The sequence below is a fragment of the Nocardia sp. NPDC058480 genome (genome assembly GCF_042720495.1).
In the GTDB taxonomy this organism is placed as follows: domain Bacteria; phylum Actinomycetota; class Actinomycetes; order Mycobacteriales; family Mycobacteriaceae; genus Nocardia.
In genome coordinates this window covers 23,682-37,099 of sequence record NZ_JBHXMN010000011.1, presented here as the reverse complement: position 1 = coordinate 37,099, position 13,418 = coordinate 23,682, and the positions used below count along the sequence as shown (strand labels likewise).

Below are 13,418 nucleotides of genomic sequence, written 5' to 3'. Positions count from 1 at the left end.
GTGTCCACTGCCTGACTCACTCGACGGCGACCTCGGACCGCACTTGCCTGCGGGTGATGAGCCAGCCGACGAGCGCGGCGAGCGGGAACATCAGCACGCCGTAGACGGCCGCGGGAATGGCCATTTCGGTGCTGTCGAGCACGCTGATCGCGATGGTGATGGCGATCGTGCTGTTGTGGATGCCGACCTCGAACGAGCAGGCGATGGCCTGGCGGTCGGCGACGCCGAGCAGGCGCGGCAGGTAGTAGCCGACCGACAGGCTGATCAGGCAGAACACGACGGTGATGGCGCCGACATCGGCGAGCGAGCTGGTGAGCGTCTCGCGCTCGCTGACGATGGTGCCGACGATCACCAGCAGCAATGTGATCGCCGACCCGATCCGCACCGGCTTGTCCATCCGGTTCGCGAACCCCGCCGACCAGCGGCGCACCAGCATGCCGAGACCGACCGGAACCAGCACGATGGCGAAAACCTGGACCACCTTGCTCAGCTGCAGACCGACGGAACCATCCTCGCCTGCCGGCTCGAAGTAGCCGATGGCGAAGTTCGTCACCACCGGCACGGTGACGACCGCGATGATCGAATTGACCGCGGTCAGTGACACATTCAGCGCCACGTCGCCACGGAACAGGTGGCTGAACAGGTTCGCCGTCGTCCCACCGGGCGAGGCGGCGAGCAGCATCATGCCGACCGCCAGAATCGGCGACAGATCGAACAGCAGCACCAGGCCGAACGCGACCACCGGTAGCACCAGCAATTGGCAGGCCAGCGCGATGGCGACGATGCGCGGCGTCTTCGCGATGCGGGCGAAGTCGGCGCCGGTGAGCGAGAGCCCGAGGCCGAACATGATCACCGCCAGCGCCAACGGCAGACCGACTGATACCAGTGGAGAGTTCATAGCCACACACTTCTCATCGAGCAGTCCGAGTCGAGGTACCGACCGGATTGAGACGCTCTGGTCTCAATCCCGAAGGGTAGCTAGCTGTGACCCTCGTCGCAGCGAAATCGACAATGCGTTATCCGGTAGAGGCGACGATCTCCGGGACGGCGGCGTGACTACCGGCGCACAGGTCGTGGACGAAGCGCATCTTCTCCAGCACCCGCTCGGGCAGCACGAACGGATACAGGTCGTCGTGGCCCATCGAGCGGTTGACCATGTTCAGCGACCAGGTGAGCGGCAGCCAGAGCTCGATGATCTTGTCGAACCCGGCACGGCCGATCTGCGGGCGGTCGAGGGTCGCGCCCGCGGGGGCGAGTCCGAAGGCCGCCGCGGTATCGAGGGTGTCGCGGATGTGCAGGTAGTGGGCGAAGGTCTCGGCCCAGTCCTCGGCGGCGTGCATGGTGGCGTAGGAGGAGACGTAGTCGCGCTTCCAGCCACGGGGCGCGCCCTGGGAATAGTGGCGATCCAGTGCCGCCTGGTAGTCGGCGAACGGATCACCGAACAGATCCCGGAAGCGTTGCAGCGCAGCGTTATCAGCGACCAGAACGGGGAAGTAGTAGTGCCCGATCTCGTGGCGGAAGTGGCCGAGCAAGGTGCGATACGGCTCGGCCATCTCGATGCGCAACTGCTCGCGATGCGGGTCGTCGGCCTCGGCCAGGTCCAGGGTGACCACTCCGTCGATATGACCGGTGAGCACGCCCTTGGTACGGCTGGACAGCAGGTCGAAGGCCAGCCCGTGCTCGGGGTCTTCGTCACGGCCGACTATCGGCAGGCCCAACTCGACCAGTTCGAAGATCAACCGGCGTTTCGCTGCCTCCGCCTCGGCGAACGCGGCGAGGCCGCCGGTGTCGGAATCATTGGGCCTGGTCCTGGTGAGCCGGCACGACACACACAGCGCCGGCCCATACCCATCCCGGTCGACGAGCCAATTGCATTGCGCCACATGCAGGTTGTCGCACAGGCGGAAGCGATCACTGTCGACGACACCTGCCGCGTGATCGACCGCGGCGTCGCCCGGCGGGTCACCGATCACCACCAGCGTGCGATCGGTCAGGCTGAAACCCAGTGCGCTGCGGCAGGACAGGCAGACCGAGTTCTCGAAAGCCAGCTGCTGACCGCAATTCGGACAGACGAAATCACGCACGGACTACACCTCCACCGGAGCTACATCGACCGAGACCTTGATTGTGGACTGCTTCGCATCGGTGTAGATGATGCCACGCAGTGGCGGAACGTCCTGGTAATCGCGGCCCCACGCCACCGTCACGTACCGCTCATCGGCGAACTGGTCGTTGGTGGGGTCGAAGGCGATCCAGCGACCGGCGCGATCGGTGTCGTCGGTGCCGGGCAGCCACACCGCGGCCCAGGCATGGGTGGCGTCGACGCCGACCATGCGCTCCTTGCCCGGGGGCGGATCGGTGGCGAGATAGCCCGAGACATAGCGGGCGGCCAGACCCTGCGAGCGCAGGCAGGCCGCGCCGATCCTGGCGAAGTCCTGACAGACACCTTCGCGGGCGGCGAAGACATCGGCCACACTGGTGCTCACGGTGGTGGAGCCGGACCGATACTGGAAGTCGTCGTGGATGCGGGTGTTCAGTTCCGTCACCGCTTCGAGCAGCGGCCTTCCCGGTGGGAAACTCTGTGCGGCGTAGTCGATTACGTCGGGCGTGATCTCGGGCGGGAGCAGGTCCAGGGTGAATTCGACGGCCAGTGGGCCGGTGGCGGTGCTCGGACGCGCCGACTCCCACGGCAGGTCGACACCCGGCATGTTCTGCGGGTGTTCGCCGTCGACGTCCACCAGGGACTCGCCGGTGACTTCGAGGTTGCGGTGCTCGGCGGTCACATGGAAATACGTCGTGGTGTTGCCGTACACATCGGTGCCCACCGAGCGGTCCGAGGGCACGGGGTCGATGTAGATCTCGTGCTCGAGCAGGCGCTGGCCCGGGTATTCGCGCGGGGTGAGGTACGCGCGACCGTAGGAACTGGTCACTTCGTCGGAATAGCTGTAGGTGGTGCGGTGCACCACCAGGTATCGCCGGGTCATCGGACCATCCTGGTGTTGCCACCGATACGGTGTACTGCCACGTATCGCCCGCTCATCCGACGAGCCTTGTGTTGCCACCGATGCGGTGTACCGCCACGTATCGCCCGCTCATCCGACGAGCCTTGTGTTGCCGCCGATGCGGTGTACTGCCGCGTATCGCCCGCTCATCCGACGAGCCTTGTGTTGCCCCAGAGGGGCTGAATACCCAGCGGGACAGTGAGTTTGGTGGCCTCGAACGATTCGGCCAGCTTGCGTAGTCGCAAGTGCACCCCCTCCAGCAATTCCACCAGCTCGGTCCGTACGCCGTCGTCGTCGGTGTGTTCCAGGTCGGCCGGGTCGATGCGGCGCAGCATGCGCTGGGCATCGGCGAGCAGCCGCTGCGAACGCGAGGCGCCGGAACCGCCTGGTAGTGCTTGGAAGTCGGCCTCGAGGCGGTCGAGCTGATAGACCAGCGAACGCGGGTTGCCCGGATCGAACAGCAGCAGTCCGGCCAACGCGGCCACATGGGCCGAACCACGATGGCGGCGACGGTAACTCACCGCTGACTCGGTCGCGGTGAGTACGGCCTCCGCGACTACCCCTTGCACCTCGGCCGAACTCCGCCGCCCCAGTGCGGCATTGAGCAGCGACGTCACGGCGAGCCCGCGCTCGATCCGTTTGCCGATATCCATGACGTACCAGCCGGTGTCGCGCACCAGCGACTCGGCGCCGATCCCCGACAGCGACAGCAACGCCGCCAGCGTCAGCGAATGCACCGCCGACAGCGCCGTCTCCTGTTCGGTACTGGCACTGCGGAATTCGGCCAGCGCGCGATCGACAGCACCGATGATCATCCAGGTGTCGCTGGAGAGCTGATCGCGCACCGCCCGCGCGGCGGACCCGTAGTGGTCCACCGCGTATGACAACGATCCGGCCAGCTCACGATCGCCGGTCAACGAAGCCAGGTACCCGAACCCCTCCGCGGAGGCGCCCGCGACCGCCCGGCGCGCCGCCACACCGTCCTGACCACTGGCATCCATCGCACGATGGGTGAACTGCCCCTGCGCCTGCCGCGACCGCGCGAGAACAGGCTCCGGCTCAGCCGCGGGCACCGGCTCCGCCCCACGCTCGGGCGTGACACCGGTGGTCCGCAGCGCGCGAGCCAGGGCACTGGTCCCCGCCCGCTCCCACGGCGCCTCCGCCGCATCATCCTCGGAGTCGAGTTCTGCCTCATCCGCCGTGGACTGATCCGCCCCGGCGGACTGATCCTCCGCCAGGGACTGGCGCTGCCCAGCGATCTGACTCTGCCCCGCGGACTCGCTCTGCCCCACGGACTCGCTCTGCCCCACGGACTCCCTCTGCCCCACGGACTCCCTCTGCCCCGCGGACTGTGATGCCATCGGATCAGACGGCGAGTCGTGAGGTGCCGCGTCCGTTGATACTTCGTCGGCCGATGGGGAGCGGGGTGGCTGCGTGACCGCCGCGTCGTGTGTGGGATCTTCGGCGCCGACTGGCGACTCACCGTGCCCGACATCGGTTTTCGGATCTTTCTCAGCAGCACCGGCATCACCGGACCGCACCGCCACCAACTGACCGGTTCCATTGGGCAGCACCGACTGTGGAGCGGCGGTGCCCGTGGTGATCGACAGCGCGCGCATGAGGATCGGCAAGGCTTCGGCGCCGTCGAGCCAGGGGCGGTAGCGGTAATCCTGGTAGACATCGTGAGTGGCGGCGAGCAGCCGCACCACCGACTCGGCGCGTTCGCTGTAGCGGCCCATCCAGAACAGGTCATTGAGCACGCGCGGCGAGCTGATCGCCTCGACGACCGGGACCGCCCGGCGCAACCGTTCCTCGTGCGGCGCTTCGGAACTCGCGGCGGGCACGGTGGCCGGAGCCGCGCGGACCCACACGTCCTTGGCGGCCACCTTGATCACGCTGCGGGTCGGTTCGAGCCGCATGCGCTGCTGGCCGAGTCCGCCTGCCATCGCCGTGTAACCGCCCCGCCGGGCCAGCGAGAACAACCGCATACCCACCGGCGCGGGCGCCAATCCCGCCGGGCCGTCGACCGCGGGCGCGACCGAGAACTGGGCGGGCTCCTGCCCGACCCACTTCCACCGCTCGACCTCGATCCGGGCAGCCAGGTCGGTGCGTTCGGCAGCCGACAGGCTCGGCCCGAAAATCGTCGAGCCGTCGACGGCGGAGCGAATCACCAGGTCACCGACGTGCGACACCAGGTGCGCGCGCTCGGTGTCGTCGCCACCCCAGTAGGTGGGGGTGGCGTCGAGCAGCAGATCCTCGCCGAGGACCGAGCGGGCGATGCGCGGCAGGAACGGGCTCAGCGCGGGCGATTCCAGCAGCCCGCTACCGAGGGTGTTCACCACCGTCACCGCCCCGCGGCGCAGCACCTCGACCAATCCGACCACCCCGAGGCGCGAATCGGGGCGCAGATCCAGCGGGTCGGAGAACTCGGCATCGACGCGCCGCAGCACCACATCGACCCGTTCCAAGCTGCCGAGCGAACGCATCCACAGCGCGCCGTCGCGCACCACCAGATCGGAGCTCTCGACCAGCGGGAAACCGAGCATCTGCGCGAGATATGCCTGGTCGAAGGCGGTTTCGGAATGCGAACCGGGGCTGAGTACCACGACGACCGGCTCTTCCCCGTCGGCCAGCTCGGGTGCCGCTTCCTCGAGCATCAACCGCATGGCCCGTGCGAACGGGCTCAGTGGTCGTGGCCCCGCGTGCTCGAAAGCCTCGGGAATCGCCGAGGCCACCACACGTCGGTCGGCCAGGGCGTATCCGGCGCCGGAGGGAGCCTGCGCCCAGTCGGCCAGCACCCGGAACTGCCCGTCACTCCACCGGCTGATGTCACAGGCGTGCAGGAACAGTTGGTGGGTGCCGGGAATCGTGATGCCGTGCGCGGCCCGCACATACCCGGTATTGCCGAACACCACCTCCGCGGGCAGCAGGCCCGAGCTCAGCAGCCTGCGCGGGCCGTACACATCGGTGAGCACCTCGTCGAGCACCAGCGAGCGCTGCACCAACCCGGTTTCCAGGCGGGTCCAGTCCTCGGCGGAAACCAGCAGCGGAATCGGGTCGAGGCGCCACGGCTGCGGGATCGAGGTGTCGTCATCGCCGCCGAGACCGACCTCGGTGTAGGTGACACCGTCGTCCTCGATCTGCCTGCGCACCCGGTGATCGATCCGATCGATCCCGCCGATCCCCTGATCGATGAAGTCGGCCGACAGCTCCGACCACATCGATCGCACCCGGCCACGCCCATCGACCAACTCGTCGTAATAGCCCGTAGTGGGTCTACCGCACTCGTCGAAGCGCGCTCCCGCCAAACTGTCAGCCCGATACCGCGCGAACTGCTCGGCAACCTGAGCGCGCACGCCCGATCCCTGCCGATTCCCGTCCCTGAGCGCTTCATCGCGCTGAGCCACCGAGCCTCCTGTAATTTTCGCGGCTGGCGCCGCGGGGTTTTGCGGCCCCGAATGTCGGCGATTCTTCCCTCCTCCGGTCAGTCGCTGCGCTCCCTCCCTCCGTCACTCCAGAATCGGGACGGCCGCAAAACCCAAAGCCACTGACTTCCAACGACTCGTCGACCAGATCGGCCTGTGTGTCGACCAGACGTTCGGTGGCGCGCCGAAACTCTCGACTACTGGCCCCACACTGTTCGCGCGCGGCGTAGGTCCAGGATGCCTGGCGCTCCGACATCGGTCGACTGTGCCGCGATCTTCGCACGGAGTTCGGCGGGATCCATCGGATTCACCGTATGTCCGGCGGCCTCGAAACGGCGGTTGCGGCGCGATTGGGCGGCGACGGCGTTGACGGGTGCGTCGTCGTAGGCGCGGCCGCCGGGGTGTACGACGTGGTAGGTGCAGCCACCGCGGGAGATGCCCGTCGCGACGTCTACCAGGTCGAACACCAAAGGGGCGTCGACGGTGATCGAGGGGTGCAGTGAGTTCGGCGGCTGCCAGGCGCGGTAGCGCACGCCTGCCACCTGGACGTCGGATTTGTCGGTGGCCAGCAGCGGTACTGGCATGCCGTTGCAGGTCAGGACGTAGCGGCCGCGGTCGGCGCCGACCAACCGCACCTGGAGGCGTTCCACCGACGAGTCGACGTAGCGCGCGGTGCCCTGGCCGGTGGTCTGTTCGCCGAGGGTGAGCCACGGTTCGATCGCGCCGCGCAGTTCCAGCTCCGCCTCACCGATCATGGCGGTGCCGATGCGGGGGAAGCGGAATTCGGTGAAGGGGTCGAGCCAGGCGGTGTCGAAGTCGACGCCCGCCGCGCGCAGGTCGGCCGCGACCTCGGCGATGTCGTTGTTCAGGAAGTGCGGCAGCAGATAGCGGCCGTGCAGGTTGGACCCGTGGCGGATCAGCGGCGCGCGCAGCGGCTTGTCCCAGAACATCGAGACCAGGCCGCGCACCAGCAACGACTGCACCATCGCCATCTGGAAATGTGGCGGCATCTCGAAACCACGCAGTTCCAGCAGCCCGAGCCGGCCGCGAGCCGAGTCGGGGCTGTACAGCTTGTCGATGCAGAACTCGGCGCGGTGGGTGTTGCCGGTGAGATCGGTGAGCAGGTGCCGCAGCGCGCGGTCGATATGCCAAGGGGCCGACTGGATTTCGTACGGCGTGGGGCCAGGGGCTTGTTCGGCGGTGAGCCTGGCGACCTCGGCGAAGGCGATCTCGAGTTCGTAGAGCGCGCCTTCGCGACCCTCGTCCGCGCGGGGCGCCTGCGAGGTCGGGCCGACGAAACGACCCGCGAACAGGTACGACAGCGCGGGGTGGCGCTGCCAGTAGGTGAGCATGGAAACCAGCAGGTCGGGGCGGCGCAGCAGCGGTGAACGCGCCGGGGTGACGCCACCGAGGGTGATGTGGTTGCCGCCGCCGGTACCGCCGTGGGTGCCGTCCACGTCGAAGGATTCGGTGCTCAGCCGGGCGAGCCTGGCCTGCTCGTAGAGGGTGTTCAGCACCTCGGCCTGCTCGGCGAACGAGCTGGTGGGCATGATGTTCACCTCGATCACACCGGGGTCGGGCGTCACCGAAAACGTCTGTAGCCGTGCGTCACTCGGCGGGGCGTAGCCTTCCAGCACCACCGGCTGCCCGATCGCCACCGCCGCCGCCTCCACCTTGGCGATCAGATCGAGGAAGTCGTCGAGCTCGGTCACCGGCGGCAGGAACACATGCAGCCGACCCTGCCTGACCTCGGCGACCAGCGCGGTCGTCGGCGTGAAATCGGCCGGCTCCACCGCGGCGGCCGGCTCGACCCGTTCTTCACTCAGCGGTTTCTGGTAGAGCGGGTCGCTGTCGGGCAGGATCGGCGGCGCGTGCCAGGACACCGAACCGATCGGAAGGCGTAGTCCGGCAGGCGAATCGCCATCGGCCAACACGATCCGACCGCGACTGTCCTCGGCACGGCCACGGCGCAGTTGCCAGTCGGCACTGGCCCAGCCGACGCCGTCGGCCCGCCGATGAATCGGCAGCACATACGCCGACGGCTGATCGACCGACTCCTCCAAACTCTCGAGCAATACCCGCCGCACCTCGGGCGAGTCCTCGGTCGGGTCGATATCGGCGGGCGGCGGATCGCCATACGGCGCGCTCACGGTCGCTGCCAACCGCGCCAACGGATCCTCGAAAGCGGGCCGCACCTGCACATCCGGCAACCCCAGGGTGCCCGCGATCTCGGCGATCAATGCCTTGGCCGCACCGATGTCGGCCGCGGGCGCCCGGTCGGGAATCACCCCGGCGGCCGAGTTGCTCGGTTGCGAGCGGGTCAACTGGATGGGCGGGTGGACCGACGGCGGCGCGCTCCCGGCCCCCTTTTTCCCGCGAAACTTGTTCTTCCTGGCGGCTTTTCGCAGTTCAGCCGCTGCCTTCTTGGCCGCCTTGGCTGACTCCTTCGCTGCCTTCTTCGACACCTCGGCCTTCTCCGCCGGGCGAACAGCGCCACCGGCGTCGGCGCAGGCCTGCTGGGTCTCCGCCGCGCGGCGATGTTCGGCGGCGACCAGTTCGACGGGTTCGTCGATCAGCGCCGGCCCGTCGTCGAACTCCACCACCTCGAGATCCGCCGCCTCGACAGCGGGTTCTGCCGCCTCCGCGAGATCGCCCGCATCGACATAGTCGACTCTGTCGAGCAGATCGACACCGCCCGCCTTGCCCATCCTCCGGACCTCGTCATCCCCGGCAAGCCCCAACGCGACAACCGCGGCGGCGATTTCGTCACCGCTGACGCGACGACGCGCATCGAAGACCGGGACCATGTCGGTGTCGATCGTGGCGGCGGGGAGGTGCGCTTCGAGCACCGACACCGCGCCGGCCGACCCTGGCACGTCACCGACGGCGTCCGCACCGGACTCGTCCGCCAGCCCCAGCGCGACAACCGCGGTCGCGACCTCGGCACCGGCAGGCGCGTAGCCGTTCGAGTGGTCGGCCCCCACTGTGTCGGCGACGCCCCCAGTCGACGGCGTGTGCCGGGAAACCGGCGTCCACGGGTCGGCGAGTAGATCCTGACGCCGCCAGATCGGCTCGCCATCGGCCCGCCAGGCGATCGCGATCTCCCAGCGGGGCAACGGTTCTCCGGGATACCACTTGCCCTGGCGGTACTGCACGATGCCGGTCGGCGCGTAGATCGAGCGGAGTCGGTCGGCGAGGTCGACGGCGCGCTCACGTTTGTGCCTGCCGTCGGCGTCGGTGGTCCACTGGGCGCTGACCTGGTCGTCGATGGAGACGAAGGTCGGCTCACCGCCCATGGTGAGGCCGACATCGGCCCCCGCCATCCGGGCGTCGATCGCGGCACCGGATGCGACGATGCTTTCCCACTGGGAATCGGTGTAGGGCAGCGTGACTCGCGGATCCTCATGGATACGGCGAACCACATTGCTGAAGTCGAGGGTGGCCTCAGTGATCCCGGTGGCCCCGGTGATCGGGGCGGCGGCGCCGGGATGCGGGGTGGCGGCGAGCGGGATGTGGCCTTCGCCCGCGAACAGGCCGGAGGTGGGATCCAAGCCGACCCAGCCCGCGCCGGGCAGATACACCTCGGTCCAGGCGTGTAGGTCGGTGAAGTCGGCGGCCGGGCCCGACGGACCGTCCAGCGACGGCACATCGGAGGTGAGCTGGACCAGGTAGCCGGAGACGAAGCGGGCGGCCAGCCCCAGCTCACGCAGCACGCCGACCAGCAACCAGGCCGAGTCACGGCAGGACCCGAGCGCGGTGCGCAAGGTGTGATCGGGCGTCTGCACACCCGCCTCCATGCGCACGGTGTAGTCGACCGAACCGCGCAGCGCGTAGTTGAGTTCGACGAGATAGTCGATGGCACGGATGCGGCCCTGCGGCCGGTGCACCCGCGCCCAGTCCCGCAGCAACTCCCCCGGCCCACTGCCCGGCTCCGCCTCGTCGACGCGCCGCAGATAGGGCGCGAGATCCGCGGCGAGTGCGGTGTCGTACTCGAACGGGAAGAACTCGGCGTAATCCTCGATGAAGAAGTCGAACGGGTTGACCACCTCGAGGTCGGCGATCAACCCCACGGTGATCGACAACTCCTTCGTCGGGTTCGGAAACACCAGGCGCGCAACGAAATTACCGAACGCGTCCTGCTGCCAGTTGACGAAGTGCTCGGCCGGTAACACCTCGAGGGAGTACGCCTCGATCGGCGTGCGCGAGTGCGGGGCGGGGCGCAACCGCACTTCATGCGGATGCACCTCGACGAGACGATCGAAGGAGTATGCCGTGCGGTGCTCGAGTGACACCTTGATGCCCATTCACCAAGTGGACCACACACCCCCGACACCGCGCGGGCCGACGAAACCGGAGTTTCCCGACCGGCACCCCTTTCGAAACACCGCGGTAATAGCCGGTCTCGGCCCTGTGGGTTACCGGCCGAGACGCGGGGCACCAGCGGCTAAGCTGGCACCGTGAGCTACGACCACATCCTGCTGCCATCCGGCGTCGCCAGCTCTGTCGACGAGATCGACGCCTACCTCGCCGCCCAGGAAGGCCTGACCGAGTCCGAACCGATCGCCGAGATCGCGGCCGAGTTGAACGCGCGCAACGCCGAACTGCCGGTGGACGACTCGTTCCTCAGCGTCGAATCCGTCGGCGGCCCCAGCGGCGACACGCTCTACATCCCCTCGCCGTACGACGCCATCGGCTTCGTCCGCAACCTGCTCTTCGACCTCGCCACTCCGCGCGGCTACGCCGTCTACGATCCGCAGCTGACCTGGATCATCGACCCGGCCGACCACATCCCGATCAACGTCACGCACGGCGGCGCGGGCGAATTCCCCTATCTCACCGAGGAATTGGCACACCAATGGGTCGCCGGGCTCGCCGCCCCCAACCCGTACCTCATCGTCGAAGAGGGCGAACAGCGCTACATCCAGACCTACCGCGACCCGAGCGGCCCCTACACCCTCGAATATCGCGACGGCGCCCCCGACCGGCATTTCGGCACGACCCTCGACGACCCGGCGCAGGTCGCCGCCATCATCTGGGACTGGGCCAACGGCAAGCCCGCCACCGCCGAGGGTGTCACCTGGACCCGCGTCGAGCTCTGAGCCTCGTGCGGCCGCGACGGCGGCAACCACGCCTACCGCCGTCGCGCCTGGTCCTACAGCGTCCGTCGGCCGGAAAGTGCCCGGCCGAGGGTCAGTTCGTCGGCGAATTCCAGGTCGCCACCCATCGGCAGCCCGGAGGCCAACCGGGTGACGGTGAGCCCGGGGAAATCGCGCAGCATCCGCACGAGATAGGTGGCCGTCGCCTCGCCCTCGGTATTCGGGTCGGTCGCGATGATCACCTCGCTCACATCGATGCCGTCTTCCTGATTACCGATGCGGGTCAGCAGCTCCCTGATCCGCAATTGATCGGGCCCGACGCCGCTGAGCGGATCGAGCGCACCACCGAGCACGTGGTAGCGACCACGGAACTCGCGGGTGCGCTCGATCGCCTGCACATCCTTGGGTTCCTCGACCACACAGATCATCGTGCGGTCGCGGCGTGGGTCGGCACAGATCCGGCACAGCTCACCATCGGCGACGGTGCCGCACGAGACGCAGAACTGCACGCCGTCGCGCACCTTCTGCAGGGCGGCCTGCAGCCGGTCGATATCCGGCGGCTCCACCTGCAATAGATGAAAAGCGATGCGCTGCGCGCTCTTCGGACCGACCCCGGGCAGTTTGCCCAGCTCGTCGATCAGATCCTGAACCGGCCCCTCATACATCAGAAGTCGGGCAGACCGGGCATCGAACTGCCGCCGAGGCCCTGCGACAGGGGACCGAGGCGCTCGGCCGCGAGCTGCTGCGCATTGGCCATCGCGGCGTTGATCGCGCCGATGACCAGGTCCTGCAGTCCGTCGACATCGTCCGGATCGACCACCTTCGGGTCGATCGTCAGTGCGATCACCTCGCCGCTGACCTTGATCGTGGCCTGCACCAGACCGCCGCCTGCCTGACCGGACACCTCGGTCTCGGCGAGCTCGGCCTGCGCCTGCATCACTGCCTGCTGCATCTGCTGAGCCTGGGCGAGCAGTGCCTGCATATCGAACTGACCATCACCGGGTTGCACAACACTCCTGTGTCTTTGGCGGCTGGCGCCGCGGGGTTTTCGGCCCTGGGGGCCGCACACCGAGGGACGATACTGCGCCTGCGGCATTCCGTCTCGCCCTCGGGTGCGAGGCGGCCGAAAACCGTGGGATGCGTCGGGTGCGGAGCTCTGGCCGCGTGCGGTTACCAGTTTAGTCGTGGCGAATGGCCGCTGAAACGATGGCTCCGCCGGGGATTCGAGCATACGATCAGACCAGGCCTGGCAATGATTCAGCAATCTCTAGGAGATCAGATGAATACATCCCGTGCGCGCCTGGCATCAGTTTCAGCCGTGTTCGTATCTGTCGCTAGCCTGCTCCTTCTCGCTCCCGCCGCCGTATCAGCCGACTCCGGGGGCGCGATCAACGACTACGGCAACGGCTGCGTACTCGATCCAGGCAATCGCGCGGCGACCATCGATTCGCTGCGCTTCCGCTGCAGCGTCACCCAGCAGGACCAGATCTACCGTGACGCGCAGGCGGGCGCGGTGGCGACGGGCCTCACCAACGGCTGGGTGACACGCCCGCCGCAACTCGAAGCGGCCGCACCCGCACTGTGGATCGGCAAGGTGTTCCGCACCGGACCGGACGGCGGCTCACTCACCAACCGGGTCACCGGCGCCGGGATCGAGGCTTTCCCCGCCGATGTCTATCGAGCACCGTCGATCCTCGATGGCGCCCCCACCTGGGCACTGAACTACGCGCCGTCACCCACCCCACAGGTCTACGACGAGATCCGCGAGGTCACCCCGGGCGTCTGGTTCGGCTATTCGTGGTGGCGCGAGGGCTCTTGGCCACTGCTCGCCGCCTTCGTGTTGGCGCCCGCCTGATCGGCGCTTGACCCTCCACCCGCTGGAGGGTGTTGTCTAG

The 13,418-nt window shown here is 68.0% G+C and carries 9 protein-coding genes; 2 read left to right on the top strand and 7 right to left on the bottom strand.

What is annotated here, in order from left to right; all coding sequences use genetic code 11:
• Positions 1-16 precede the first annotated feature (16 nt).
• The 5 genes from ACFWO8_RS23585 to ACFWO8_RS23565 form a co-directional block, all read right to left on the bottom strand.
• Complete coding sequence (locus ACFWO8_RS23585) at positions 17-898, bottom strand: bile acid:sodium symporter family protein (protein ID WP_378961412.1); 882 nt, start codon at positions 896-898, stop codon at positions 17-19.
• Between the two features lie 118 nt (positions 899-1,016).
• Positions 1,017-2,084, bottom strand: coding sequence for a putative zinc-binding metallopeptidase (locus ACFWO8_RS23580; RefSeq protein WP_378961401.1), 1,068 nt, complete (start codon positions 2,082-2,084; stop codon positions 1,017-1,019).
• Between the two features lie 3 nt (positions 2,085-2,087).
• A complete protein-coding gene (locus ACFWO8_RS23575) occupies positions 2,088-2,984 on the bottom strand; it encodes a transglutaminase N-terminal domain-containing protein (RefSeq protein ID WP_378961369.1) in 897 nt (298 codons plus the stop codon).
• Between the two features lie 164 nt (positions 2,985-3,148).
• Positions 3,149-6,358 carry a circularly permuted type 2 ATP-grasp protein gene (locus ACFWO8_RS23570; protein ID WP_378961344.1) on the bottom strand — a complete coding sequence of 1,070 codons (3,210 nt, stop codon included), beginning with the start codon at positions 6,356-6,358 and terminating at the stop codon, positions 3,149-3,151.
• A gap of 266 nt (positions 6,359-6,624) precedes the next feature.
• Positions 6,625-10,731, bottom strand: coding sequence for a transglutaminase family protein (locus tag ACFWO8_RS23565; RefSeq protein ID WP_378961292.1), 4,107 nt, complete (start codon positions 10,729-10,731; stop codon positions 6,625-6,627).
• Between the two features lie 153 nt (positions 10,732-10,884).
• Here ACFWO8_RS23565 and ACFWO8_RS23560 point away from each other — a divergent pair, with 153 nt between their 5' ends.
• A complete protein-coding gene (locus tag ACFWO8_RS23560; RefSeq protein ID WP_378961228.1) occupies positions 10,885-11,526 on the top strand; it encodes a hypothetical protein in 642 nt (213 codons plus the stop codon).
• A 53-nt stretch (positions 11,527-11,579) separates the two neighbouring features.
• Here ACFWO8_RS23560 and recR read toward each other — a convergent pair whose 3' ends face one another.
• Positions 11,580-12,188: a recombination mediator RecR gene (gene recR, locus ACFWO8_RS23555; protein ID WP_056822003.1), complete on the bottom strand. Its 609-nt coding sequence runs from the start codon at positions 12,186-12,188 to the stop codon at positions 11,580-11,582.
• Positions 12,188-12,532, bottom strand: coding sequence for a YbaB/EbfC family nucleoid-associated protein (locus ACFWO8_RS23550; RefSeq protein WP_378961117.1), 345 nt, complete (start codon positions 12,530-12,532; stop codon positions 12,188-12,190). Before ACFWO8_RS23550 ends, recR begins: the two co-directional genes overlap by 1 nt.
• Before the next feature lie 270 nt (positions 12,533-12,802).
• On the opposite strand from ACFWO8_RS23550, the gene ACFWO8_RS23545 reads away from it, so the two are divergent.
• Positions 12,803-13,378: a hypothetical protein gene (locus ACFWO8_RS23545; protein WP_378961040.1), complete on the top strand. Its 576-nt coding sequence runs from the start codon at positions 12,803-12,805 to the stop codon at positions 13,376-13,378.
• Positions 13,379-13,418 lie beyond the last annotated feature (40 nt).

What these genes read in the sequence shown, in the direction of transcription:
- ACFWO8_RS23585 (WP_378961412.1), bottom strand. Translation starts at nt 898, where the DNA reads ATGAACTCTCCACTGGTATCAGTCGGTCTGCCGTTGGCGCTGGCGGTG.
- ACFWO8_RS23575 (WP_378961369.1), bottom strand. Translation starts at nt 2,984, where the DNA reads ATGACCCGGCGATACCTGGTGGTGCACCGCACCACCTACAGCTATTCC.
- ACFWO8_RS23565 (WP_378961292.1), bottom strand. Translation starts at nt 10,731, where the DNA reads ATGGGCATCAAGGTGTCACTCGAGCACCGCACGGCATACTCCTTCGAT.
- recR (WP_056822003.1), bottom strand. Translation starts at nt 12,188, where the DNA reads ATGTATGAGGGGCCGGTTCAGGATCTGATCGACGAGCTGGGCAAACTG.
- ACFWO8_RS23545 (WP_378961040.1), top strand. Translation starts at nt 12,803, where the DNA reads ATGAATACATCCCGTGCGCGCCTGGCATCAGTTTCAGCCGTGTTCGTA.